At 39.2% G+C, this 25,203-nt stretch carries 22 protein-coding genes; 5 read left to right on the top strand and 17 right to left on the bottom strand.

Annotation, left to right across the window (positions count from 1 at the left end):
- Window positions 1–78: 78 nt before the first annotated feature.
- Entirely contained in the window at window positions 79–798 is a 720-nt protein-coding gene (locus BCR25_RS15150; protein WP_069664424.1) for a pseudouridine synthase, read from the bottom strand.
- A gap of 101 nt (window positions 799–899) precedes the next feature.
- A complete protein-coding gene (locus BCR25_RS15145) occupies window positions 900–2,549 on the bottom strand; it encodes a putative polysaccharide biosynthesis protein (protein ID WP_069664423.1) in 1,650 nt (549 codons plus the stop codon).
- A gap of 443 nt (window positions 2,550–2,992) precedes the next feature.
- Here BCR25_RS15145 and BCR25_RS15140 point away from each other — a divergent pair, with 443 nt between their 5' ends.
- Window positions 2,993–4,537, top strand: a complete 1,545-nt coding sequence (locus BCR25_RS15140; protein WP_069664422.1) for a UDP-N-acetylmuramoyl-L-alanyl-D-glutamate--L-lysine ligase — start codon at window positions 2,993–2,995, stop codon at window positions 4,535–4,537.
- Between the two features lie 139 nt (window positions 4,538–4,676).
- On the opposite strand, the gene BCR25_RS15135 is transcribed toward BCR25_RS15140, so the two are convergent.
- From BCR25_RS15135 to BCR25_RS15125, 3 genes are all read right to left on the bottom strand, one after another.
- Complete coding sequence (locus tag BCR25_RS15135; protein ID WP_069664421.1) at window positions 4,677–5,087, bottom strand: DUF1801 domain-containing protein; 411 nt, start codon at window positions 5,085–5,087, stop codon at window positions 4,677–4,679.
- 11 nt (window positions 5,088–5,098) lie between these two features.
- Window positions 5,099–5,620, bottom strand: coding sequence for a GyrI-like domain-containing protein (locus tag BCR25_RS15130; RefSeq protein ID WP_069664420.1), 522 nt, complete (start codon window positions 5,618–5,620; stop codon window positions 5,099–5,101).
- Window positions 5,621–5,703: 83 nt separating this feature from the next.
- Window positions 5,704–6,612, bottom strand: a complete 909-nt coding sequence (locus BCR25_RS15125) for an AEC family transporter (protein WP_083242713.1) — start codon at window positions 6,610–6,612, stop codon at window positions 5,704–5,706.
- A gap of 142 nt (window positions 6,613–6,754) precedes the next feature.
- Between BCR25_RS15125 and BCR25_RS15120 the strand changes: the two genes are divergently transcribed.
- Window positions 6,755–7,171: a hypothetical protein gene (locus BCR25_RS15120; RefSeq protein WP_069664419.1), complete on the top strand. Its 417-nt coding sequence runs from the start codon at window positions 6,755–6,757 to the stop codon at window positions 7,169–7,171.
- Window positions 7,172–7,271: 100 nt separating this feature from the next.
- On the opposite strand, the gene BCR25_RS15115 is transcribed toward BCR25_RS15120, so the two are convergent.
- The 9 genes from BCR25_RS15115 to BCR25_RS15075 form a co-directional block, all read right to left on the bottom strand.
- On the bottom strand, window positions 7,272–8,678 hold the full coding sequence (locus BCR25_RS15115) for a multicopper oxidase family protein (RefSeq protein WP_069664418.1): 1,407 nt from the start codon (window positions 8,676–8,678) through the stop codon (window positions 7,272–7,274).
- A gap of 92 nt (window positions 8,679–8,770) precedes the next feature.
- On the bottom strand, window positions 8,771–8,983 hold the full coding sequence (locus BCR25_RS15110; RefSeq protein WP_069664417.1) for a heavy-metal-associated domain-containing protein: 213 nt from the start codon (window positions 8,981–8,983) through the stop codon (window positions 8,771–8,773).
- Between the two features lie 33 nt (window positions 8,984–9,016).
- The gene (locus tag BCR25_RS15105) at window positions 9,017–11,482 is read right to left on the bottom strand and encodes a heavy metal translocating P-type ATPase (RefSeq protein ID WP_069664416.1); all 2,466 of its coding nucleotides are present in this window, start codon (window positions 11,480–11,482) and stop codon (window positions 9,017–9,019) included.
- Between the two features lie 44 nt (window positions 11,483–11,526).
- Entirely contained in the window at window positions 11,527–11,955 is a 429-nt protein-coding gene (locus BCR25_RS15100; protein ID WP_069664415.1) for a CopY/TcrY family copper transport repressor, read from the bottom strand.
- A gap of 12 nt (window positions 11,956–11,967) precedes the next feature.
- On the bottom strand, window positions 11,968–12,417 hold the full coding sequence (locus tag BCR25_RS15095; protein ID WP_069664414.1) for a DUF1541 domain-containing protein: 450 nt from the start codon (window positions 12,415–12,417) through the stop codon (window positions 11,968–11,970).
- An 88-nt stretch (window positions 12,418–12,505) separates the two neighbouring features.
- Window positions 12,506–12,823, bottom strand: a complete 318-nt coding sequence (gene trxA / locus BCR25_RS15090; RefSeq protein WP_083242712.1) for a thioredoxin — start codon at window positions 12,821–12,823, stop codon at window positions 12,506–12,508.
- A 231-nt stretch (window positions 12,824–13,054) separates the two neighbouring features.
- Window positions 13,055–14,077 carry a LacI family DNA-binding transcriptional regulator gene (locus BCR25_RS15085; protein WP_069664413.1) on the bottom strand — a complete coding sequence of 341 codons (1,023 nt, stop codon included), beginning with the start codon at window positions 14,075–14,077 and terminating at the stop codon, window positions 13,055–13,057.
- Window positions 14,078–14,207: 130 nt separating this feature from the next.
- On the bottom strand, window positions 14,208–14,879 hold the full coding sequence (gene pgmB, locus BCR25_RS15080) for a beta-phosphoglucomutase (protein ID WP_069664412.1): 672 nt from the start codon (window positions 14,877–14,879) through the stop codon (window positions 14,208–14,210).
- Complete coding sequence (locus tag BCR25_RS15075) at window positions 14,872–17,211, bottom strand: glycoside hydrolase family 65 protein (RefSeq protein ID WP_281247194.1); 2,340 nt, start codon at window positions 17,209–17,211, stop codon at window positions 14,872–14,874. The genes pgmB and BCR25_RS15075 overlap by 8 nt, the downstream gene beginning before the upstream one ends.
- Before the next feature lie 181 nt (window positions 17,212–17,392).
- Here BCR25_RS15075 and BCR25_RS15070 point away from each other — a divergent pair, with 181 nt between their 5' ends.
- From BCR25_RS15070 to BCR25_RS15060, 3 genes are all read left to right on the top strand, one after another.
- Entirely contained in the window at window positions 17,393–19,576 is a 2,184-nt protein-coding gene (locus BCR25_RS15070) for a PTS transporter subunit IIBC (RefSeq protein WP_069664410.1), read from the top strand.
- 65 nt (window positions 19,577–19,641) lie between these two features.
- Window positions 19,642–20,463, top strand: a complete 822-nt coding sequence (locus tag BCR25_RS15065; RefSeq protein ID WP_069664409.1) for an endonuclease/exonuclease/phosphatase family protein — start codon at window positions 19,642–19,644, stop codon at window positions 20,461–20,463.
- Between the two features lie 165 nt (window positions 20,464–20,628).
- Window positions 20,629–21,264 carry an SDR family oxidoreductase gene (locus BCR25_RS15060; protein WP_069664408.1) on the top strand — a complete coding sequence of 212 codons (636 nt, stop codon included), beginning with the start codon at window positions 20,629–20,631 and terminating at the stop codon, window positions 21,262–21,264.
- A gap of 184 nt (window positions 21,265–21,448) precedes the next feature.
- Here BCR25_RS15060 and BCR25_RS15055 read toward each other — a convergent pair whose 3' ends face one another.
- From BCR25_RS15055 to BCR25_RS15045, 3 genes are all read right to left on the bottom strand, one after another.
- Window positions 21,449–22,288: a sugar ABC transporter permease gene (locus BCR25_RS15055; protein WP_069664407.1), complete on the bottom strand. Its 840-nt coding sequence runs from the start codon at window positions 22,286–22,288 to the stop codon at window positions 21,449–21,451.
- Between the two features lie 5 nt (window positions 22,289–22,293).
- Entirely contained in the window at window positions 22,294–23,649 is a 1,356-nt protein-coding gene (locus BCR25_RS15050; RefSeq protein ID WP_069664406.1) for a carbohydrate ABC transporter permease, read from the bottom strand.
- A gap of 106 nt (window positions 23,650–23,755) precedes the next feature.
- Entirely contained in the window at window positions 23,756–24,991 is a 1,236-nt protein-coding gene (locus BCR25_RS15045) for an extracellular solute-binding protein (RefSeq protein WP_069664405.1), read from the bottom strand.
- Between the last annotated feature and the right edge of the window lie 212 nt (window positions 24,992–25,203).

The raw sequence follows: 25,203 nt of genomic DNA, 5'->3' as shown, positions 1-25,203 counted from the left end.
ACCTCGTGCTATATTTCGTCAAAAAAAAGGTGATAAAACCACTATTCCCGAAAAACAGTCCTTTTATCACCTATAGTCTTAGTTTTCTTTTAATTCTTGCAGCTCTGTTTCTGTTAATGGTCGATATGCACCTAAAGCTAGTTCTTCTTCTAATACTAAGCTGCCCATGCGCAAGCGTTTCAAGTAAGTAACCTTTTTACCGACCGCTTCAAACATTCGCTTCACTTGATGAAATTTTCCTTCTTGAATGATTAGATGGATTTCTGAAGTTTCGTTGCGTTCATCTGTGGCTTTGATCCAGAGTTCACTTGGTTTAACCTGTTCTCCGTTAGTCAAAGCAAAGCCAGCCGCAAACTGTTGAACATCTGCCTCTGTTACCAGTCCTTCTATCTCAGCAAAATATTCCTTGTCTACGTGTTTTTTAGGCGAGAGCAGTTGATGTGCTAATTGTCCATCATTCGTCAAAAGCAGCAAGCCTTCTGTATCCTTGTCTAGGCGTCCAACAGGAAACAAATCTTCGCGATAGTCTTCTTCCTTAAGTAAATCGATCACCGTTTGGTCACGCTTATCTTCTGTTGCCGAAATAACCCCTTGTGGTTTGTGTAACAGATAATAATAAAAGCGTTGATAAGCGACTTGTTCGCCAGCAAAGAAAACACTGTCTGCATATTCGTCAACTTGGGTCTTTCCATCTTTCACTAATCGATCATTCACTGTTACTAGATTTTTCTTTAATAGTTGTTTGACTTCTTTACGGCTGCCGATACCTGCATCGGCAAGAAATTTATCTAGACGCATCAGATTTGAACACTCCTTTTTATATGAAAATGAGTGCGGAGTAAAAGTCGTACTCGCTTCTACCCCACACTCCAGCCCCAAATACATCTTGAGATCGTTTTTTATTTTATCTTTAATTTGTAGCGAATTTTACTAACACCCTTGCCTAATAGTTTATCCGCTAATCGTAATTTCAATGTGATATATCCATATACCGCTCCACCAAAAGCAGCAACGATCAAAATAATCACAAATGATTGAAACTTACGTGTTGGATCTAAAAATAGGTACAAGAATTGTCTCATAAGCACAGCGGCAATGACCATCACTAAAGTGATCAAGAAAATCAACAAGCCGCGACGCAAGGTTAAACCAAAATTGAAACGGCTCACCTTTTTGATCTTTCTTAGAATCAACACACAAGCAACGGTAAAGCCGATCATTGTTGCAATAGCCGGTCCATAAACTTCAAATAATCTGATTGACGGATATTGAACGATTAGCTTTACTGCTAAGCCTAAGCCAAAATACTTGATTGCCGCCTTATTTTCGTACATTCCCATCAACATCGTAGAAGAAAGCATATATAGTCCCATAAACAAACCAGCAAAGCAAGCTTGTACCAAGACGGATACGCCTAAATCATCCGGTGCATAAAACATTGTGTATAACGGTTTAGCTAATACGATCATACCAAATGTCGCTGGCAACATCACAAACATAAACAGCTGCAGATTATTGCTGATCAACTTAGACAAATCACGATAATTTTTTAAAGTGATTGCTTCGGTAATCAGTGGCAAGCCTGTCGCTGATATCGATGTGGCTAAGGCAATAACAACCATTGTCAATTTATCTGGATTAGCATTAAAAATCGCAAATAATGTTCTTAACTGGCTACCTGAATAGGTTGTAAATGTATTCATAAAATTAGAAAAAGTAAATTGATCGACTAGTTTAAAGACTGTAACACCAGAACCTACGATAATAAATGGAATGGCTTCTTTTAACGTTTCGGTCAATAAATCCCGGGTAGATGCTTCATGCTCATTCGCACTGTGTTCTTCCAAATAGTCAAACATCGGTTTTTGTTTACGAATGTAGAAGAATAATACAACAAAACTTGCCAACATCCCAATCGCTGCAGCTAATGTAGACTGAGTTACAGCGTCCACATAGTTTCCATCCCACACTTTCATGATGATAAAAGCGGTCAGTAACATGTAAAACACTCGAGCCACTTGTTCAACGATCTGTGACAGTGCATATGGCATCATATCCTGATTTCCTTGGAAATAGCCCCGAACGACGCTCATACAAGGGAAGATCAAGACAGCCAAACTCAGCGAACGCATCGTTGGAATCAGATCTTCTCCACCGCCTGACCATTTTGCCAAGAGCGGTGAAGCAAGATACATCACTATGGCAAAAATTGCTCCTAAAATGGCCATTAATTGAAGTGCCTTATAAAAGAGTTGACGACTGACCTTATATTCATTAAGGGAATTATAATACGAAGTTTGTTTAGCGATCGCAGCAGGTATTCCTGCTGTAGAGATCAATAAGAACAGAGCATAGACTGTATAGCCCATTGAAGACAAACTATTTGCTTCATTCGCGTGCTCACCCATCCAGGCGTACCATGGAATGATGTATACCGCACCCAACAACCGAGAAATTATATTACTAGCTGTCATCCAAGCCGAACCTTTGACCATTTTTTCTTGGTTCGTCAAGACTGGTTGATCAGCAGGATTTGATTGATTTATCATTAAACTCCTCCAACTTTCTTCAAACATGCTTTCTTTATTTTAATTGTTAAACCAAGTATATGCAACGAATTTCTTGAATAAATTAACTTATTTATCGTTTCTCTATCTAAAACATAGAAAAACAGTTAGAAACCTATTTTTATAAACAACGATCAAACTATTACTTCTATTTCTATTTATCTATATTGATCAGAAACAAATAAATAAAACAATGAAAAAAATGATTTATTTATCTAATTTTGTCTAATTATTCTTATTATTAATCAACAATTTTTCTGAAAATTATGTACAAAAAATGATGGTCGTTCTACCTCTCTCTATCTATTAAATAAGACTGCACACATCTTGAAGTTTTAGCGTTTAAATTGTATGATAAAATTCTAAACAGTTTTTACCGATAAAACCTAGCATTCAGATTTTAGATAGCGCTTGGAGGCAGAATAATGAATATTTCTTTAGAAAAAATCCGTGAATGTTTACTTGAGGAACAGCTTTTAAAAGAATTCACTACCACTGAAGGCTGGAGCTTATCTGTGCCAGCTTCTTTAGATCATAAACTATTTGATGCTCTTTCTTACGATTCTCGTACAGTCAGCAGCAGCACACTCTTTTTTTGTAAAGGGTTGAACTTTAAGGAAGACTACTTAAAAAAAGCGGTTGATGCTGGTCTTGAAGTTTACATCGCAGAGCAGCCTTATGATGTAGCTGCTTCTTTAGGTATCATTGTAACAGATATCAAGAAAGCTATGGCCGTTTTAAGTATGGCCTTTTACGATTATCCGCAAAATAAAATGAAATTGATTGGTTTTACTGGAACAAAAGGGAAAACGACTGCCGCTTATTTCACAAAATTTATTTTGGATCATGCTACGAATAAAAAAACAGCGATGCTATCTACTATGAATTCGACTTTAGATGGTCAAACTTTTTTCAAATCACATTTGACTACGCCTGAATCACTTGATCTTTATCGAATGATGGCGGAAGCGGTTGATAACCAGATGACTCATTTTATTATGGAGGTTTCATCACAAGCGTATAAAACAAATCGAGTGTATGGTTTATTCTTTGATGTAGGAATTTTTCTGAATATCACACCTGATCATATCAGCCCAATTGAGCATCCAACGTTTGACGATTATTTTTATTGCAAAAGACAGTTGATCTCACATGCTAAAACAATGATTTTAAATCGTGATTCGGATCACTTCCAGTTATTGAAAGAAACAGCAGAACTTCATCAAACACCTTATATCGTTTATGGCAACCAACAGCTAGAGACTGATTATGTCTATCAAACCACCCCGGATGATTCCTTAGCCTTTTCTGTCACAGCAAAAGAGGACAAGCTGGGGATTGCCGACGAATATCACTTACGCTTAGGCGGAGATTTCAACAAAGGCAACGCATTGAGTGCTGTGATCGCAGCGTCGTTGGTTGGAGCGGATCATCTTTCGTGCCAATTAGGTATCCAAGAAGCAACCGTTCCTGGACGAATGGAGCTATTAACGCATACTAATGGTGCAAAGGTTTATGTAGATTATGCTCATAATTATGATAGTTTAAAAAATCTTTTGACTTTTGTTAAAGAAGAGCATCCTGACGGCCGTCTGCTCGTAGTAATCGGCAGCACAGGCAACAAAGCGATCTCTCGGCGAAAGGATTTCGGTACGGTCTTGTCCGAACTTGCTGACATCGCCATTTTGACAACTGACGATCCTGCAGATGAAGAACCTGCGCTTATTTGTAAAGAGATTGCTGACTATATTACAGCTCCGATCCAGGTTGAAACGATTACTGACCGCGCCGAAGCTATTGCAGCCGCTCTTTCATTGAGTAGCGCGCAAGATGCCGTCGTTTTAGCTGGCAAGGGCGCTGACTTGTATCAAAAAGTCCATGGAGAAGATACGCCTTACGAAGGTGATTATGCAATCGCTGATCGTTTGATTAAGGAGAATGGAGCAGACGTGTTTAATCCCAAGAAATAAGAAGGGACTTGCTGCTGTTTCCATCATTTATCTAGATTGTAGGTGAGTGGGATATGACTCAAAGAGTGATGTCCCACTCACCTTAAAAGCCATAGTGTCTAAAAAAGGCAGCAGTGCAGGCTTTGATTTTAACCTAGTACTATCCCTTCTTTTCTTTTTGATGGTAGGTTAATGCTCTTTGGATACAAAAAGATAGTTCCGTCAGCGGCAACTCAGCATCAGGCCTTAAAACAATTGCTCGATTTTTAGAAAACTCGAATACTGTTGGAAATAACGCTCTAAATTCTTCGATAAGCGTGGTTTGGCAATGAAAAAAAATGGCGATTTTCCCTTCACCAAAGCGATCCATTCGAATCGGTGTGCCTGATTTTGTTTGACTTGTTGTATAGGTTGGCTGATGCCACTTCAAGCTTTCTTCTATTTCGCCCACTCCAGGTGTTTTTTCCCCCACTTCAAAAATCAATGCCCTAAGTTTTAAAAGCGGCAAACGTAATGCCTCTGGATACTCTTCAAACACCTGTGCTACATTGTCATTTTGACTGTCTTTCATGCTACTTCACTTCACCCTTCTTTGATCGGAATCCATAGCTCACAAACATACGCATTTGACATCATATCTCCTAAAGGATAGTACTCAATTCTTGGTAACGCTCGATTCTCTTGCATCGCTTCGAACTGCCAGGGTGCCTTCAGTTGATTTTTTCGTTTCATCAAATTGTTTAGCTGGTCAGTGTCCGAAGTCGAAACGGCTTGTGCAATTGCGCCTTCGCAAGTATAGACAGCCCATGATGACTCGGGCAAATGTATACTCGTTAATATTTTTAGTGCGTCTTTTGCTTCGTGTCTTTTCACACCAATCATATAGTTAAATACGGACAACTGGGGCTGATTGCTATCCGATACCCCATAAAATCCAGCTGTTTTTTCTGCTGCTACTGTCAACAACTGTTCCACCTTTTCTTCTGTCAATGCAACCCAACATGCTGATATTTCTTGATAGTTTTCTTTGTAATCAATACGGTTTATCGTTTTTTGATAGCCTATCAATGCAATGTTTTCCTTCTTTTCAATACGAAAATCCATCGTGCCATCTCCTTCCATTGTATGCTATTAATTTAGCACGCAATAGATGACAACTGTCTGTCATATTTTATGAAACAACTGACTTACACCATCAGTAACATAACAATTGTCATTAGGACTAGACTAATCAAAATACTCGCTGAAGAGGTAAAGCCGACTGTTTCTTCTTTCATACCGGCCTTCACACTATTGATCACTGAAAATGTCGGCATAGGCGCTAAACTTATCACAACCAGAACGATTCGCAGTAATGGTTCTAAGGGAACCACAAAGGCAAATAATAATGCTAGGAGCATACCGCATAGATAGCGCCAAAACAATACTTCTTTGACTAGGTTCAAGGCTTGCTTCGGCAAACGTAATTCAAGATACAAGCCGATCATAAACATGGATAAAAAGCCATTTGCTTTGGCGATCAGCTCTAATATGCCCAACAATTCGATCGGCAACTCAATCTGAACAGACCGAAGCAGCAACATGCCCATATAAGCTGTGAATGGAACTGATTTGAACAAAGTAAGGATAATCTTTTTCAATGTCGTCTCCTCTTTGGAGCCAATCATTTTATCTATCAATAATGTACTGCCACCTGTCAACATCACGCTATTTCCAATATCAAACATCAATAAAAAAGGAATAGCTAACGGATAAAACCCCTGAATAAACGGCAAAGTAAAATTACCGATATTATACCCAGACATTGAGTACATCTGAAATTGTCGGTCCAAAATAGAACGCTTTCTAGATGCTTGGCTTCCTACCAAAATAACTACGATGTTTAATAAGATCCCCATCGCCAATAAAAAAAACAATGTACTCGAAACAACAACATTCGCCAAACTAACGATCACCGTTGCTGGTAATGTGATATTAACGATGATCACAGACAATGTAGCACCATCTGCCTTACTCAACAACCCAATCCGTTTCATCAAATACCCTAAAATAATGACAAAACAAAAACTCACTGCCTGCAACAAAATTTCCTTCAACTACTTCACCCTCACTTATTCTATTTAACTATGCTTAGGTAAAGTATAGCAAAAATAAGACGATCTGGCTGGTTCGCTTTTTTCATACCTCATCTTCTCCCTTTTTATGCTAAACTAAAAGAAAATGTAAGGAGAGCCTGTTATGACACGTATCTTTCTACTCGTTAGCAATTTACTCATTGGCTTAGGCGGGATTTCTGGCGGTGTGATGGCTTTATCAAGCAGTGCTAGAGCAAGCGTTGGCATCAACGAAACAATGCTGATCCATTCACCGTTCACCACTTTTTTAATTCCCGGTTTATTTTTGTTATTCATTATTGGCTGTGGAAATCTGCTTGTGGGGTTGCTTGGATTTAAACACTTTTCAACATTTTCTTATTATGAATGTTTGATTGGGCTTATTTTAGTCATGTGGATCTTTATTCAATGTCTGATGCTGTGGTCGATTGTTGCACTACACGTGATTTTTTTCTTCTTAGGAATCCTTCAATTTACAAGCGGAATTTTATTGATTCAAAGAGAAAAAGTCCCTTTTCCATTTTCAGCTGTTCAGCATTAATGAAAAAGAGACTGACTAACACCTTTATTTGCTTTAACTTGTTTTTTATAGAGCAGTCACATTCTATACAGTTTTTGCTTCTATACAAGCCATAGCATGTTTATTTTTTGGTATTGATCACTTCAATTTGCGCCATCATCCCTGTATCTTCATGCTCTAAAATATGACAGTGATACATAAAAATACCTGGAACATCGAATTTGACTGCAATTCTAACTGTCTCTTGTGCATTTACACCAACGGTATCTTTCCAGCCACGTTCGTTTGCATAAGGCGGTTGACCATTTCTACTGATGACTTGAAATTGTGTTCCGTGAATATGGAATGGATGGATCATCCCTACATCTGCTGGGTTGATGTTCGATACATCCCAGATTTGAGTTTCTCCCATATTCTGTTGTTTATCCATTCGTTTCATATCAAAAATTTTGTCATCGATCTTAACAAAATCCTTCATCCCTGACATCACTGTTTCTTCCAGCTTCGTTGAGTCAGTTATTTTGAGCGGTTCAACTTCTATTAGTTTTTCTGGAACGGTCCATTGATTTTTTTCGAATTCACCTATTCTAAACGTCATTAGCGGACGATCATCACTATAAAGAATCACTTCTTCTCCCACTGAATACTCTTTGAAATCAACGATGATCTCTGCTCTTTCTCCACAAGTCAACATAAGATGTGTAAATGTGATCGGTTCGGGCAAAATACCGCCATCAGAGGCAATTTGTGAAAAAGGTAGATCATCAGAAAAATGCAGGCGGAATTCTCGACGGTTCGCACCATTCAGCAAACGCAATCGTAATTGTTGAGTTGTCACGTCAAAGTAGGCATTCACAGTCCCGTTGATCAACGGAAGCTTGCCTAATGTACCATCTACATTATAGTCTTTTTGATAATCTAATTGATTATCGTGGTAGCTTCTGTCTTGTAAAACGATTGGTAGATCATCGATCCCATAGTCCCGAGGCAAAGCCAGTTTACTTTCCTGCTCATCTTTTATGATCACCATTGCAGCCAAACCTTTCCACACCTGTTCAGCCGTATCTGGACAAGGATGCGGATGCAGCCATGCTGTTGAAGCTGGTTGATTCACAGTGAACTCAATTTCGCGTGTTTCTTGAGGCTTGACTGGCGCATGGGGTCCGCCGTCGGTCTCAGGTCCGGAAACATTCAGACCGTGCCAGTGATACGTTGTTGTCTCCGGTAGCTCGTTTTTTAAAGATACGCCATAGGTCTTACCTCGTTCCAAAATAACTGTCGTTCCTAATAGAGAAGCATTATATCCCCAGGTCTTAGTTTTCTTTCCCGGTAAAATAGCTGTTTCCCCTTCTTGTGACGTGATGGTGTACGTCGTATACAGGTCGGATTCTGAATCCGGCACTAATATCGGAGGGATAGCTAATGGATTTTGAGGAGAATCTGCTTGTTCTAAAGGAAAATAACTATCTCCTTTCGTATCAAAAACTGGGTCGTCAAAAAAATAGTCTGTGTAAATGTTGTTAGCCATGAATAATACTCCTTTTTAAATCTACATTTGTAGTCGTTTTTGTTAAAAAATAATGAAGAGCTTAGAAAACCAACTCTTCATTATTTTTCTTTTTAAGCTAATTCATTAACAATTTTATATTTTGTATCTGCTAGCGCTTGATCTAGCGCTGCTTTATCCACAACCTGGTCACTAGTCACCGTTGCTGTTTTTCGGCTTAAATCGATCGATACAGATTGAACACCTGCCACTGCTTCAAATCTTTCTCTTACGTTAGCTGCGCAGCCCTCACATGATAGACCCGCCATTTCAACTGTTTTTTCCATTCTATTCTCGCTCCTTTATCTTGATCACTCTTTTTATTTTTTTACTGCTGAAGGTTTAAAGCCTTTTAATCTTAACGCATTTATTAATACTGATACTGAACTAAAGCTCATTGCAGCTCCGGCAATCATCGGATTCAATAATGGACCGCCGAATACATATAAGATCCCCATCGCAACAGGAATTCCTAAAGTGTTATAAGCAAATGCCCAGAATAAGTTTTCCTTGATATTCTTGATTGTTGCTTTACTCAACTCTACGGCTGTCGGTACATCCATCAAATCACTACGCATCAATACAATATCTGCTGATTCCATTGCTACGTCTGTACCAGAACCGATGGCGATTCCGATGTCTGCTTGTGCTAGTGCTGGTGCATCGTTGATGCCATCACCAACCATTGCCACTTTCTTACCTTCTTTTTGAAGTTTCATTACTTCATTGGCTTTATCTTCTGGTAAAACTTCACTTAGAACACGATCGATACCCACTTGTTTGGCGATTGCTTGAGCTGTCCGTTTGTTGTCACCTGTGATCATTGCCACTTCGATCCCCATTTGGTGTAATTTTTTGATTGCGGGGATACTATTTGGTTTGATCGTATCTGCAACAGCGATAATTCCAGCAATTCCACCGTCTTTTGCAATATACATCGGTGTTTTCCCTTGTTCTGCAAGTAGATCAGAGGTAGCGCCTAGATTGCCTAGAGAAATAGAACGATCATCCATCAATTTTTGATTTCCTAATAATAAACGACTACCTTCGATCGTTACTTCGATCCCATGACCTGGAATTGCGGTAAAGGCTTCCGTCGCTGCAAAAGCAAGATTTTTTTCTTCTGCACCATTGACAATTGCTTCGCCTAACGGATGTTCAGAGCCCTTTTCAGCAGATGCCGCTAAACGTAGCAACTCATCTTGGGAAATATTATCAGCTGTAACAATATCTGTAACTTTTGGTTTTCCTTCTGTGATCGTTCCTGTTTTATCGAACACGATTGTTTGGATTTTATGTGTCGTTTCAAGTGCATCACCACTTTTGATCAATACACCATTTTCAGCGCCTTTTCCTGTTCCAACCATGATCGCTGTTGGCGTTGCTAAACCTAACGCACATGGACAAGCTATAACTAACACTGAAATCGTAATGGTTAGAGCAAAAACCCATGACTCTTGACCTAAGAAGTACCATGCCAAACCAGCTAAAACAGAAAGAACCATAACGATCGGTACAAAGACACCAGAAATTTTATCCGCCATTTTAGCGATCGGTGCTTTTGATCCTTGGGCATCTTCTACTAATTTGATGATTTGTGATAATGCAGTATCTTTACCAACTTTTGTTGCTTTAAAACGGAAGCTGCCGTTTTTGTTGATACTTGCACCGATGACATTATCACCGACTTTTTTCTCAACAGGCATACTTTCTCCTGTTAGCATGGACTCGTCGATTGCTGATGATCCTTCCATCACAACACCATCGACTGGGATTTTTTCTCCCGGACGAACAACAATAATATCTTCTAATTGAACACTATCAACTGGGATTTCCATTTCTTGACCATTACGGAAAACACGGGCATTTTTTGGAGCTAAGCCCATCAGTTTTTTGATTGCTTCTGAGGTTTTCCCTTTTGAAACAGCTTCGAAATATTTTCCTAAGGTGATCAAAGTTAAGATCACGCCGGCAGATTCATAATACAATGCCATCGTAAATTGCGGATCGCCAGCAAAGATCATTACTGTTCCATATAAACTATAAGCTACCGCAGCACTTGTTCCTAAAGCAACTAGGGAATCCATATTAGGATGCCCTTTGAATAAGGCTTTAAATCCAACGGTAAAGAAGCTTCTACCTAAATACAACACAGGAATCGTCAAGATCAACTGAACTGTTGCAAAAACATCGGCATGCATCATTGGATCTAGGAATGCTGGTAAAGGTAACCCAACCATATGCCCCATTGCTACATATAATAATGGAACTGTGAAGACCGCTGACATCCAGAAACGTTGCCACATATTTTTAATGTGCTTTTGTTTTTTCTCGCGGTCTTTGTCGACCGTATCAGCTGAATCGATTTGCTCAACTGCGCCATATCCAGCATCAGATACTGCTTTTGTAATATCGGAAACATTCAAAACTGTTGGATCGAAAGCAACGACCATTTTTTCTGTGGCTAAGTTAACCGAAGCTTTTGTTACGCCATTTAATTTGTTTGTCGCTTTTTCAATCGTTTGTGCACATGAAGCACACGTCATTCCTTCAATGTCAAAGGTTCGTTGTTGGACATTACTTAATGCCTCATACCCAGCATCCGACACTGCTTTTTGAATGTCTTGTTCTGAAAGTTTGCTTTCATCGTATTCAATGTTTAGTTTTTCTGTTGCCAGATTAACTGTAGCTTTAGACACACCAGCTAGTTTAGCTGTCGCCTTTTCGACCGTTTGCGCACAAGATGCACAGGTCATCCCTTCTATATCAAACGTCTTTGCTTCCATTTTCCCCATCTCCTCTAATGATTGTTTTGCTTTTTTTATGATTTCTATGAATGCTGCTCTGGTGTGCAATTACATTGTACAGCGTCCACAGCATATTCCTTCTTGGCTTCCAATGCCTCTTCTAAACGCTCGATGTCGTCAAAGCTCAATAGACTGTCATCAATAATCGTTTTAAGCACTGCCCCGACTTCTTTTGCACAGATCTTTTCTAAGAGTTCAGCTGTTTCAAATTGAATACTGCTTTTTTCTTCAACTAAGGATTGATAAATATATTTGTTACCACTTTTTTCAGTCGATAACATGTTTTTTTCAACTAGGCGTGCAAGTAACGTTTTGATCGTAGTCGTTTTCCAGTCCATTTTTTGATTGAGAAATTGCTGTACCTCTTTGCTTGTGGTTTTTCCTTGTGTCCAGACAATCCTCATAACTTCCCATTCTGCATCCGTTATATGTTGTATCTCACCCGTTGTCATTGAAACTACCTCCTACTCGTTCCCTGGCTGCATTAGGTCCTCTTCGATCATCCAAACTTGATGAGTACCTGTTTCATTCGCTAGTTCAGGATACTCTATTTTATAAACAGTCGTGCTTATCGAAGATTCAATAACCGCTTTTGCACCTTCCATGCCAATTTGATGATCCGCATTTAACAAAACCATCTTTCCATTGGTTAGTTTTTCCTTTGGCGAATCAACTATTTCTTCTTGTATAATCCATTTATAATTAACAACTAATGGTTGCCCATTCGTCGGCTGATAAGTAACAGTGTAAGCTCTTGTATCATACGAGCCTGCGATTTTCCCAGTCATAGCTTGTGTCCCCGGACTATATCCAGTTGTCACAGTTACTTGTTCGTCTATTTGAAATTTAGGCTGTTGTGCTTTTTTTAAATCTGCTTGATTGTTTTTATTTCTATTACGTTCACTCGTTATCATAACTATCTTCTACTTTCTTTAAAACTACATTTGTAGTCGTTCTGTTTTCTCTTGTATCATAAATCAGTTTGACGTCTTTGTCAACACCTTATTTTTGGATTACTTCTTCAATGTATTCTTTTAACACTTTTTTTGGATAATAGCCGACGATTTTCTCTTTAGCTTCTCCATTTTCAAATAGAATCATTGTTGGCAAGCTCATTACGTCATATTTTGCAGGTATTGCTTCATTTGTTTCAACGTTGATTGATTTGATCTGAATATTAGATGAGTATTCACGAGTTAACTCTTCTAAGACTGGCTCCAGCATTTTACAGTAACTGCACCATTCTGCCCAAAATTCTACTAAAATGATCCCTTGACTGGTCTCTTGAACAAAATTTTCATCAGTTATTGCTTTTATCATTATTTTCCACTCCTTTTCAATGAACAACTAAAGTTTACAATTGTAGTCGTTTTTTGTCAACAAAAAAAGTGCTATCGAAACGAAACATACATTTCTTAAGCACTTTAAAACGTAATGAAAGGCGCCAAAAGTCAGACTCTTCGGCTACTATTCATTTGATCTCTAATAATCCAAGTTCTTTTTATACAAAGCCACTCTCGAAAAAGGATACAGACTTTCCATTTCAGTCCATTACTCGTTAGTTGTTTGCAAGGCTAAAACTGATTCTCTTTTGATCAACTGATGCGGGATTACTAGACGAACTCCTGTCGGTTCTTTTTGCTGCAAAGCGTCGATCAGCTTCTGCATCCCCATTTTACCAAGTTCGGCAATATCGATATCGATACTCGTGAGGTACGGATGTACCAATGTCGAATAAATCGAATTATTGAAACTGATCACAGAAAAATCGTCTGGAACACGATAACCATACATTTGTGCCAGCTGGATCATTCGCATGGCAAAAATATCATCGATCACGACAGCCGCTGTTGCTTTTGTTTCCTTTAGTAAGTCTTCAAAAGCAACATAATCTGCCGGACTTTCCATATCTACAGAAGGATGCATCGTTAATCCAGCAACCATCATCGCTTTTTGGTAGCCGAAATAACGTTCATAATAGATATTTTCATGAGTTGTATTTGTAATAAACAGAATATTTTTATGCCCATTTTCGATCAAGAAGTCTGTTGCATGCTTGCCCAATAGCTGATTGTCATTATCGACATAAATCACTTTGTCTTCATTGGTATACGGTTGACCAATCAAAGAAAATGGCACTTGGTTCTCAAATAAATAGTTGATCACAGGATCATCCTTATCTGAATAGAGCAGAATAAAACCGTCTACCTGTTTTTGACGATGCATCAGCTGAACATTTTCTAGTAAGGTTTCAAAAGATTGTGCTGTTGCAATCGCTGTTGTCATATCATGATTGCGCGCTTCACTATTGATTGATTCGATAATCTCTAAGTAAAAGGGATTGCCCATTCGCTCTCGTGAATCTAGTGGCGGTAAAACCACACCTACTGCTCCCGAGGATCGTTTACCGAGATTGCGTGCTGCGATATTTGGAACATAGCCCATCTCTTCCATTACTTTATAGACTTTTTTCTTTGTCGCATCTGAAATGCTCGGATGATCATTGATCACTCTTGATACGGTAGATGTAGCAACTCCTGCTTTTTTCGCAACATCTTTCACAGTAATCGTCATCAGTTTCACGCCTTTCTAGATTCATATTTTTCATCTCGGAATCATTCCGTCGTAGAAAATAATACCATAGATCAGTACTTCGTTGCTATCGTCATTTTTTATCTGTGTCCATTCATTGCCTTAGAATCTTTTATTCTTTTTTCTCTGAGCGCCAAACAGAGGTCAATAACTCCAGTGTCAATTCTTCTGTTGAAGCAACTAACGGAATATCTTTTCCTAAATCCTCTTTTCGCCCAACACCGATCGGTACAGCTCCGCTTGCCATGATTGCTTGGATTCCTGCTTTAGCATCTTCTATCCCCATACATTCTGGTGCAGTTAAGCCAACTTCAGATGCTGCCAGTTGAAAAATTTCAGGATCCGGCTTTCCTTTTGCTACTTTTGCTGGATCAGCAATACCATCGAAATACGTCATTAATGCCATTTTTTCCAATAAAAAGGGACCATTTTTACTAGCCGAAGCTAATGAAATGTTGATTTCTTCCTTTTTTAGCTGCTTAAGCAATGATAAAATCCCTGGATACACATCTGTCGGACCAACATTCTGGATCATTTCTACATAATAGTCATTTTTTCTTTGTGCCAAAGCTGCAAACTGTTCCGACGTAAAATCAGCTGTTCGACCGCCATGGGCCAGTAATAATTTTAAGGAATCTTCTCTACTAACACCCTTTAATTCTTCATTAAACGTACGATCGATACTGATCCCGATTTCTTCACCTAATTGTTTCCATGCCCGGTAATGATACTCTGCTGTGTCTGTCAATACACCGTCTAAATCAAATAGCACACCTTTAAACATGTTCATTCACCTTTTCCATTTCAAGCACTAATTCATCTGCCAAAATCTTCGTTTCTCCATAAAGTACAAGTGATAACTCTGGTCCTGAAACTAATTCTATCCGTACATTTTTTTGATCGACCCTAATATAAAGCAAGCGTCCACGGTAATTCACATGAAAGGCATAGCTTGTCCAGCTTTTTGGTAAAAATGGCGCAAAGCTCAGTGTCTCATTTGCTGTCTTCATTTGAGCAAAGCCTTGAACAATTGCTAGCCAGCTACCTGTCATCGATGTAATATGCAGACCATCTTCTGTATCATTATTGTAGTTATCTAAATCTAAGCGGGCTGTTCGCTGATACATTTCCACTGCCTTTTCTTCCATTCCAAGTTCTGCTGCTAAAATTGCATGAACACTTGGCGATAAAGAAGATTCGTGAACGGTCATTGGCTCATAAAATGAGAAATTGCGTTCTTTTTCAGCCTGTGTAAAGCGTTCACCGAAGAAATAGATTCCTTGTAATACATCCGCCTGCTTGATAAAGCAAGAACGTAGAATCCGATCCCATGACCAATGCTGATTCAACGGCAGATCCGCTGGTGAAAGATCACTACTTGGCATCAAATCCTTATCTAAAAAGGTATCGTGCTGAACAAAAACACCTAATTCCTCATCAAATGGATAGTACATATGTTCAATGATGTCCTGCCATTTCGTTTGTTCCTCTGGCGTAATCTTCACCGTTGTTTCTTCTTGATACTTAAGATAATTTTCCAATGTATATTGGAGTACCCAGGTTGCGATCGTATTTGTATACCAGTTGTTGTTGACATTATTTTCGTATTCATTTGGTCCTGTTACACCGTGGATCATGTATTTTCCATTGCGTTTAGAGTAATGAACCCGATCAGCCCAGAATCGAGCGATTTCTGTCAATACTTGTAAGCCTTCATTTTTCAGATAGTCGTTGTCACCTGTGTAGTTTACATAATTATAAATTGCATAGGCGATCGCACCATTTCTATGGATTTCTTCAAAGGTGATTTCCCATTCGTTATGACATTCGACACCAGTGAAGGTCACCATCGGATATAAGGCTCCTGCCAGTCCTTGTTGACGCGCATTATGTTTGGCTTGTTCTAATTGATTATAGCGGTATTTCAAAAGATTTTTCGTTACTCCTGGTTTGGCTAAAGCAAGATATAGCGGCACTGCATATGCCTCTGTATCCCAATAAGTAGCCCCTCCGTATTTTTCGCCGGTAAAGCCTTTTGGACCAATATTCAAACGCTCATCTTCTCCATAATACGTAGTAAATAACTGGAATAAATTAAAACGAATGCCCTGTTGTGCTGCGTCATCGCCTTCGATCGTAACGTCTGCAAGAGCCCAGCGTTTCTCCCAAGCTTTATTTTGTTCATCAAGCAGCTCTTTAAACCCTTTGGTGTTTTCCTGCAATAATTGTATCGCTCTTGCTTGCTGTTCCGCTTCTGGTATATCGCGGCTTGTCAAAATAATGACTTGTTTTTCCACGGTCATCGATTCATTTTCAGCAAGTGTTTGATGAAAAATTTGTTGTACACTAAGCGGTTCTGTTTCACTAGCTGCCGCCTCGATCGTGGTTACGTGTTTCATAGCGCCAGTCACACTAAATTGCTCGATCTCAAATGCATTAGGAATCGTACAAGTAGTCAAAAAGCCGATATTTCCGTCAAAACCAGCATTGCGTGCTTCCCAAAACATTTCATCATAATTACTGTCTTCATTGCGAACATCACCATCGATTTTTGACACGATTTGAATATCTGCATTCCCTTTAAGCACTTCCGCACTCACTCGAATAACTGCTAACTCCTGCTGTACAATACTCAAAAAACGTTCGAAGCGAAATTTGATCGTTGCCTTTTCACTCTCAAGAATAAACGTCCGCGTTAATAAACCATTATGCATATCTAGTTCTAAATAGAAATCTTTTGGTTCCTGTAAACCTAGATCTACAGCTTCACCATTCACAAATATATCCATTGCAATAAAATTCAACGCATTGATCACTTTACCAAAATAATCCGGGTACCCATTTTTCCACCAACCGACTCTTGTTTTATCTGGATACCAGACGCCCGCTAAATAGGTTCCTTGATGATGGTCACCTGTATAACGTTCTTCAAAATTACCACGCATTCCCATATAGCCGTTCCCCATCGATGTCAAAGACTCTTGTAAGCGACGTTCTTCACGCTCTAATTGATGCGTGGCAATTTTCCATGGATCTATTTCAAATAGATGATTCATTTTCTTTCCTCCTAAACTTGTTTCGTTCCTTAAGACCATAATAAACGCAACCGATTGCATTGTCAATTATTTATTTGTTCATTATTGAATATTCTAGAAAAACAAACCACTATTGATAGTTCGAACAAATTTATCCTTTCAAAAAAACAACGTATTAGTTTAGGGTTTACAAAAATAAAAATCTATTTTATACTTAAATCAACGAAAACGATTGCGTAAATATTGCAAAGGAGAGAATAAAATGAAAAAATTATTAAGTTTTGAGTTTTGGCAAAAATTTGGAAAAGCATTGATGGTCGTGATCGCCGTCATGCCCGCAGCAGGATTAATGATCAGCATCGGGAAAACGATTCCTTTGATCAACCCTGACTGGACTGCTTTAGCAACTACAGGCGGAGTGATAGAAAATATCGGTTGGGCAGTAATTGGTAATCTGCATATCCTATTCGCATTAGCGATAGGGGGAAGCTGGGCAAAAGAACGTGCAGGCGGAGCATTCGCTGCCGGACTTTCCTTCATATTGATCAATCGAATCACTGGATCGATCTTCGGTGTGACAAGTGAAATGCTGGCAGATGACAAAGCGTTCACTCACACATTGTTCGGGACAAAAATTATGGTCAAAGGCTTTTTCACTAGTGTATTGGAAGCACCAGCTTTAAATATGGGGGTATTCGTCGGAATCATTGCAGGTTTTGTCGGTGCTATGGCCTTCAACAAATACTACAACTTCCGTAAATTACCTGATGCACTGTCCTTTTTCAATGGCAAACGCTTCGTTCCTTTTGTAGTCATTTTTTGGTCAACGATCGTCTCTCTTCTTTTAGCAATTATTTGGCCTTCTATCCAAGCTGGAATCAACAATTTTGGTTTATGGATTGCCCAGTCACAGGATACCGCACCTATTTTGGCACCATTTTTATACGGAACTTTAGAACGTCTGCTCTTACCGTTCGGTCTTCATCATATGTTGACGATTCCGATCAATTATACCCAATTAGGCGGAACGTATGAAATTCTATCCGGTGCACAGGCAGGAACACAGGTTTTTGGACAAGATCCATTATGGCTAGCTTGGGCAACTGACTTAGTCAATCTAAAAGGCGCAGGCGATATGTCTCAATATAATTTCGTCTTAAACAACTGGACACCCGCACGTTTTAAAGTCGGACAAATGATCGGCGCTTCTGGTATCTTAATGGGAATGACCGCTGCGATGTATCGTAATGTTGATCCTGACAAACGTTCAAGCTACAAATCAATGTATCTTTCAGCAGCCTTAGCAGTCTTTTTAACCGGCGTTACTGAACCACTAGAATTTATGTTTATGTTTGCCGCAGTTCCGCTTTATGTTGTTTACGCAGTGATTCAAGGTGCAGCTTTCGCTATGGCGGACATCATTTCGTTACGTGTCCATTCTTTCGGAAACATTGAGCTGCTGACCCGAACACCTTTAGCCTTAAAAGCTGGTCTAGGTATGGATCTATTGAATTTCGTCCTTTGTGTGATTGTCTTCGGTTTACTCACATATGTCATTGCGAATTTCATGATCAAAAAATTCAACTTTGCCACACCAGGCAGAAACGGCAACTATGATAATAGTGATGCTCAAAACGACACTCATTCTAGCAATGGAGCAAGCATCGATGGAATCGATCCACAAATCATCGATATCATCCACTTACTTGGCGGAAAAGAAAATATCGTTGATGTTGATGCTTGTATGACGCGTCTACGTGTTAGCGTACAGGACAAAGTAAAAGTGGGTAATGAAGAGGCTTGGAAAAAAGCTGGTGCTATGGGACTGATCGTAAAAGACAACGGCGTTCAGGCAGTTTACGGACCTAAAGCAGATGTGCTAAAATCAGATATCCAAGATTTATTGGATTCTGGCGCAAACATTCCGGAACCTCAAACGATAACACAAAGCGATTCTGATCAAGAACATTCAGCCGCGAACTTCCTCGGCACGACTAAGACACTCGTTCCAGTCGCCCAAGGAACCGTTATTACGATCGACCAAGTCGATGATCCGGTTTTCTCACAAAAAATGATGGGCGATGGCTTTGCAGTGATTCCTAAAACGAATACGATCTATGCACCAATCGATGGTGTGATCAGCAGTATTTTCCCATCAAAACACGCTTTAGGAATCCAAACAGACGAAGGCATAGAGGTTTTGGTTCACATGGGGCTCGATACTGTCGAGATGAAAGAACCTGCTTTTACAATCGCTGTCACTGAAGGTCAAAAGGTTTCCGCTGGTGATGTGATTGCCACTGCAGATCTAGCAAAAATCGAAGCTGCCGGCAAGCAAACAACAATGATTGTTGTCTTTACCAACGGCGACAAGATCAAACAATTTACATTAGAACAAACAGGTGAGCAAGTCCCTGGAACATCAATCGGAAAACTAGAGATTTAATAATAGAATGCGAAACAGGATTAGGCGCTTTTTTCCTAATCCTGTTTTTTCCCGAAGGAGAATATATGAAAGTCCTAACTTTAAACACACACAGCTGGATGGAAAAACATCCTTTAGAAAAACTGCAGCAACTAGCTAAACAAATCATAACAGAAAACTATGACCTAATCGCCTTACAAGAGGTAAATCAACGTATCGATAGCCAACCTGTTTTCGCAATACCTAATTTCCACCCAACGGATAAGCAATCAGCGATCCATGAAGACAATTTTGCTTATTTGTTGGTCCAGCTATTAGAACAACAGCAACAGACCTATCATTGGAGCTGGACATATAATCACATCGGCTATGATCTTTATCACGAAGGCGTCGCTTTATTATCCAAACAGCCGCTTAAACCAGAAGCAATCGTCGTTTCAGCAGAACAAGATCCCACCGACTATCGTAGAAGAGTCATTTTAATTGCCCAAACGACTTTAGGAAATCACCCCGTCACCGCAGCAAGCTGTCATTATTCATGGTGGCATCAAACTGAAGGATTTTCCTATGAATGGATACAAACAGAAAACGCGTTGAAAGACTATCCAGCTCCTTATTTATTAATGGGTGATTTCAATAATCCTGCTTCAGTAAAAGAAACTGGTTATGACCTTGTCTGCAACAGTACTCTGCAATTACAAGATAGCTTTTTAGCTGCAAAAGAAACGGATGGAGAGTTTACTGTCGAAAAAGCAATCGACGGCTGGGGCGATAATCGAGAACAATTACGGATCGACTACATTTTTACTTCACCTGAATTAAGCGTCCAACAGTATCAAATCGTGTTCAACGGAAAACAAACACCTGTCATCAGTGATCATTTCGGTGTAGCGATCACTATTGAATAACTACAAAGACGGAAACAGAAGTTTACTCTCGGAAGAGTTACTTCTGCTTCCGTCTTTTATTCAAGCTCCAAACACTTCCAATCTATCAACAGTACAGTACAATCAAATTCTTTTATACTTCTCTCTTGTTAAGTTACACTATCCATAAGAAAGCAGGTGAAGCGAATGAACATAGTGATTTTCGGCGGCAGTGGTTTTATCGGAACCGCAGTATGTAAAGAATTAATTCAGCGCAAGCATACTGTAACCAGCATATCCCGTCATGGGCAACCTGACAGACTGACAGATGAGTGGGCAAGAAACGTTCATTGGCTGCATTCCGATATTTTAAATGACACTAAGTGGCAAACAGCAGTCAAAGAGGCAGACTGGGTTATAGACGCCATCGGCATTCTTAAAGAAGATCCAGCAAAAAATAGCACATACGATCGTTTTATCGTGGAACCGATCAAACGAATCGCAGCTTTTCTGAATCAACAAACTATGCCAGCAAAGTGCCTATTTTTATCTGCAAACAACGCGCCATTCCCTTTCCAACGATACATGCAGGCAAAACGTGAGGCTGAACAGCTCCTTAACGACCAGACATTTCCACATACAATCATTTATCCCAGCCTAGTCATGGATCAGCAACGACCAACATCTGTTTTAGGCGGCAAAATGATTTTATTTTTTAAGAAAATCCCCGTGGTAAATATGCTTTTTAAAAAATACGACCCTATTACTCGACAAAATTTAGCTATCGAGATCGCAAATGTAGTTGAAGGACAAAACTCTCTGTTGACTCAAAGACGAGGATAACGAGGACTTCAACCCACTGCGTCTCGATTTCTTTAACGATATACACGCTAGACCATTGCCAAATTTTTACATATAAATACTGCTTCCCAAGCTAGCAAAAAAGTGATTAGGACATCCCCTTTCAGGTTACATCCTAATCACTTAAATTTTTATAACCGATAACTAAAGCTTTCCTTTGCCTTTTCTACCCTTTCACAGAACCACTCGTGATTCCTTCCACATAATATTTCTGCATAAAGATAAACAACAACGTGATCGGTACAGCAATCAGTACACAACCTGCGGTAAATGCCATAAAGTACTGATCGATTTTATCTCTCGTCTGCATCGTAAACAGTCCGATAGCGACCGTATATTTATTGACGTTATCGCCTAGAATAATTTTCGCAAAGATAAAGTCCATCCACGGTGCCATAAAGGCCATCAAAGCAGTATAGACAATGATCGGCTTGCTTAACGGCAAAGTGATTTTCGTGAAAATCTCAAATTTACTTGCTCCATCGATCATCGCTGATTCATCCAATGCCATCGGAATCGTATCGAAAAAGCCTTTTGCAATATAAAAACCTAACGCAGCACCTGAAGAATACACCAGAATCAACGCGAGTAAGCTTCCAGTCAAATTCATCGCCTTCAAAATATAATACACAGCGATCATACTCATAAACCCAGGGAACATATTTAACACTAACGCCAGCTTCAAAAACGGCTTTCTCGCTCTAAAACGGAGACGACTAAGTGAATAGGCCATCGCGATCGTAATCAGCGTGGATAAAATACAGCTGCAAACTGCAACAAATAAGGTATTTAAAAACCACTGTACAAACGGATACGTCGAGCTGGTCAACAACATTTTATAATTTTCAAGAGTAAATTGTTTTGGGATAAAATATGTTACAAAAGCGCCGCCTTCACTACGAAAACTGGTCAATACGATCCAAACAATCGGAAAGATCCAAACAATCGACAAAATGGTCAAAAGCGTATAATGGAGGATCAGATGCTTCCTTTTCTTCGATTTCATAGCTGTTACGCCCCTTCCGTTTTAAATGAACTACTACGTGTATAGGCAATCAAGGAGAAGACTGCGGATAAAACAAAAATAATGATCCCGATTACGGAAGCTAAATTGTAATCCGCGGCAGTCACTGTTAGTTTATATAGCCAAGTAACCAACAGATCCGTTTCTCCTGCCGAATGATAATTACTATTGGCCGGTTGCCCTCCCGTTAGTAAAAAGATCACATTGAAATTGTTGATATTCCCAATAAACTGCTGAATCAAGCTTGGTGCCATAACAAACAAAATTTGAGGGAAAGTAATGTTTCTGAATATCTGGAACTTGTTAGCACCATCGATTTCAGCTGCTTCAATTTGATCTTCCGGCAAATTAGTAATGATTCCTGTCGCAACTAACATCGTAACCGGAATTCCGACCCACATGTTGACAAAAATAACAGTAATTTTTGCTAATAAACCATCCGTTAAAAACGGAATCGGTTGATCGATCAAGCCCCAGTTTTGTAACATAGCATTGACCGGACCCGAGCCATTGAATAAGTTTGCCATCAATAACAAGCTGACAAACTGAGGAACAGCCATCGTGATCACAAAAATCGTCCGCCAAACCTTTTTCCCTTTGACCCCCTTAGCATTAATCAGCAAGGCCAGTAAAATACCAAAGAAAAAGGTTGTCGCAGTAGCTAACACTGCCCAGATCAACGTCCAACTTAGCACCGGGAAAAAGGTACTCGCGATATCTCCAGTGATCACATTACCAAAATTGGCAAAACCAACCCAGTGAAAAAGATTTTTTGGAGGTAGATGATTATGATCGTAGTTGGTAAAAGCAATCGAAATCATATAAAGCAACGGCAAAATCGTAAATGCCAATACTCCTAATAACGGAATACTCATCAAGGTAACATAGAACTTTTCGTTCAACAAACTACTTAAATCTTCTTTTAATGTCGGCAGCGGCTTATGTGCTTCTTTCAAAACAAAGATTTTACGCGCACTCCTAAGATTAACAATGTATAGAAAAATAAAAAGCACAATCAGAATAATAGCAGCAATCCCAAACAACAACAGCAACATCGAGTTATCTCCCGGCTGCTGCACTTCAATCCCTAACGCTTCGTCCATGACCCAGCCTTGAGATTTTGTCCCTAAAGTCTGCAGCATAGACAATGCATGAAACCCATTCAACACAAGCCAAGCGATAAAACCGATCTGCAACCCTAAAAACGCAATCCCTTTACTAATTTGACCGTTCAGTATATTCGCCATGCCCATAAAAATAAAAGAGAGCTTTATCGATTTGTCCCCTTTTTTGAATAAATCTCTAAATGTAATTTGATCATCCGCTTTCGTTTTCAACTTCATTGCGATTCACATCCTGTTCTTTTTCACTAAATCAGTGGTAAAAAGAGGAGAAGCATGAAGCAAACGTCCACACATTCACTTCATACTCTGCCTCTCAAGATTTTCTTTATTTATCTGACTTGCTCGTATCTTTCACTAATTTATCTAGTTTTGTTAGATATTGATCTTCAGCAATTTTGCCATTGTAAGTGTCGTTGATCACAGCTTCTACAGGTCCCCAGAATGACACCATCGCTGGCAACTTAGGCATTACAACCGAATGGTCAGCATCGCTCATCGTCATTACTGCTTTTGCCACATCATCAGAGGTTACTTTTTCATCCTCTTGTGCTTCTTTATTTGCTGGAACGGTACCATTTTTTTCAAAAACAGTTAATTGGTTTTCTTTACTTGTCAGGAAATCAGCTAATGCCATCGCAGCCACAGGGCTTTTCGTTGAAGCATTCACACCAAACAACTTAACTCCTAAAAAGGCTTTTTGCTGCACTTCGCCGTTTCCTAAATCAACTGTTGGATAAGGAGCAACCGCAAAATCATCTCCCAAAGCTTTTTCTACATCATTTTTAGACCACGGTCCAGACATGAAAGCATCCGTTTTTCCGTTACCTAAGCTAGATAATGCATCCGCATTTGATTGAATAACGCCAGGATTGTCTTTTTGTTCGCGAATCCATTTTAAGACTTGAACTCCTTTGTCATTATTAAAATTTGTTCCATTAATATCTTCACCGTTTGCCCCATATAATTCATCTCCATTTGACATGAAAAGTGGTGTAAAGATATAGTTTGCCCCTGCTTCGCCAAAGTTTGTACCTAGTTTTCCTTTAGATGTCATCGTTTCCCAACTCTTCACATCATCTTCTGAAAGTTTTGATTTATTGTAGTATAAAATTTGTGATTCAACACCATATGGATAACCGTATAGTTTTCCATCATACATTGCTGCTTCTATAGCACTTTCCGTACTGTTTTCTTTCACGCTATCTTCATATTTTGTGTTTGCATAAATAATACCAGCATCAACCATTTGTCCTAACTGATCATGAGGCATCATAAATACGTCAGCTGCTGCACTTGGGTCTTTTTTCAAATTTTCTTGTGCTGAAGCAGATTCGCTTGGTTTGATCGTCACTTTCCAATCTTTGTGTTCTTTCTCAAATTCTTCAACTAAAGGTTTGTAGGTATCAACAAAGGCTACGTCTACCCACAACTTTATAGAAGCGTTTTCATTTTCAGCAGAATTTTTTTCTTCTGATGATCCTCCCCCGCACGCAGCTAACATAAATGCTGCCGCTGTCATTGTCACACCTAACCCTAAAAGCTTTTTCGTATTTCTTTTCATCTTTTGTTCCTCCTAGGAATTATTTAAATGATTGATCTTCTTGTATTATGCAATCGTTTGCGTAAAATGTCAATAAAAATATATATAAATTTTCAATCCAATCATTCATCAGCTAATAGACATCTATTATTAGTCAGAAAAAGTCTGATTAAATTAGCTATATAATTTTTCTAAGCAATTACTTCACTATACATTTTATTTATTAGTAGCAA

It is taken from the genome of Enterococcus termitis, assembly GCF_001730305.1.
In the GTDB taxonomy this organism is placed as follows: Bacteria; Bacillota; Bacilli; order Lactobacillales; family Enterococcaceae; genus Enterococcus_L; species Enterococcus_L termitis.
Note: the sequence above shows the minus strand (reverse complement) of the source record. Positions and strands in the feature narration are given on the sequence as shown.

Excerpts from the sequence above, each read along its gene's own strand:
- BCR25_RS15150 (WP_069664424.1), bottom strand. The coding sequence starts at position 798 with ATGCGTCTAGATAAATTTCTTGCCGATGCAGGTATCGGCAGCCGTAAA.
- BCR25_RS15145 (WP_069664423.1), bottom strand. The coding sequence starts at position 2,549 with ATGATAAATCAATCAAATCCTGCTGATCAACCAGTCTTGACGAACCAA.
- BCR25_RS15140 (WP_069664422.1), top strand. The coding sequence starts at position 2,993 with ATGAATATTTCTTTAGAAAAAATCCGTGAATGTTTACTTGAGGAACAG.
- BCR25_RS15135 (WP_069664421.1), bottom strand. The coding sequence starts at position 5,087 with ATGAAAGACAGTCAAAATGACAATGTAGCACAGGTGTTTGAAGAGTAT.
- BCR25_RS15130 (WP_069664420.1), bottom strand. The coding sequence starts at position 5,620 with ATGGATTTTCGTATTGAAAAGAAGGAAAACATTGCATTGATAGGCTAT.
- BCR25_RS15120 (WP_069664419.1), top strand. The coding sequence starts at position 6,755 with ATGACACGTATCTTTCTACTCGTTAGCAATTTACTCATTGGCTTAGGC.
- BCR25_RS15115 (WP_069664418.1), bottom strand. The coding sequence starts at position 8,678 with ATGGCTAACAACATTTACACAGACTATTTTTTTGACGACCCAGTTTTT.
- BCR25_RS15110 (WP_069664417.1), bottom strand. The coding sequence starts at position 8,983 with ATGGAAAAAACAGTTGAAATGGCGGGTCTATCATGTGAGGGCTGCGCA.
- BCR25_RS15105 (WP_069664416.1), bottom strand. The coding sequence starts at position 11,482 with ATGGAAGCAAAGACGTTTGATATAGAAGGGATGACCTGTGCATCTTGT.
- BCR25_RS15100 (WP_069664415.1), bottom strand. The coding sequence starts at position 11,955 with ATGACAACGGGTGAGATACAACATATAACGGATGCAGAATGGGAAGTT.
- BCR25_RS15095 (WP_069664414.1), bottom strand. The coding sequence starts at position 12,417 with ATGATAACGAGTGAACGTAATAGAAATAAAAACAATCAAGCAGATTTA.
- trxA (WP_083242712.1), bottom strand. The coding sequence starts at position 12,823 with ATGATAAAAGCAATAACTGATGAAAATTTTGTTCAAGAGACCAGTCAA.
- BCR25_RS15085 (WP_069664413.1), bottom strand. The coding sequence starts at position 14,077 with ATGACGATTACTGTGAAAGATGTTGCGAAAAAAGCAGGAGTTGCTACA.
- pgmB (WP_069664412.1), bottom strand. The coding sequence starts at position 14,879 with ATGTTTAAAGGTGTGCTATTTGATTTAGACGGTGTATTGACAGACACA.
- BCR25_RS15075 (WP_281247194.1), bottom strand. The coding sequence starts at position 17,211 with ATGCAATCGGTTGCGTTTATTATGGTCTTAAGGAACGAAACAAGTTTA.
- BCR25_RS15070 (WP_069664410.1), top strand. The coding sequence starts at position 17,393 with ATGAAAAAATTATTAAGTTTTGAGTTTTGGCAAAAATTTGGAAAAGCA.
- BCR25_RS15065 (WP_069664409.1), top strand. The coding sequence starts at position 19,642 with ATGAAAGTCCTAACTTTAAACACACACAGCTGGATGGAAAAACATCCT.
- BCR25_RS15060 (WP_069664408.1), top strand. The coding sequence starts at position 20,629 with ATGAACATAGTGATTTTCGGCGGCAGTGGTTTTATCGGAACCGCAGTA.
- BCR25_RS15055 (WP_069664407.1), bottom strand. The coding sequence starts at position 22,288 with ATGAAATCGAAGAAAAGGAAGCATCTGATCCTCCATTATACGCTTTTG.
- BCR25_RS15050 (WP_069664406.1), bottom strand. The coding sequence starts at position 23,649 with ATGAAGTTGAAAACGAAAGCGGATGATCAAATTACATTTAGAGATTTA.
- BCR25_RS15045 (WP_069664405.1), bottom strand. The coding sequence starts at position 24,991 with ATGAAAAGAAATACGAAAAAGCTTTTAGGGTTAGGTGTGACAATGACA.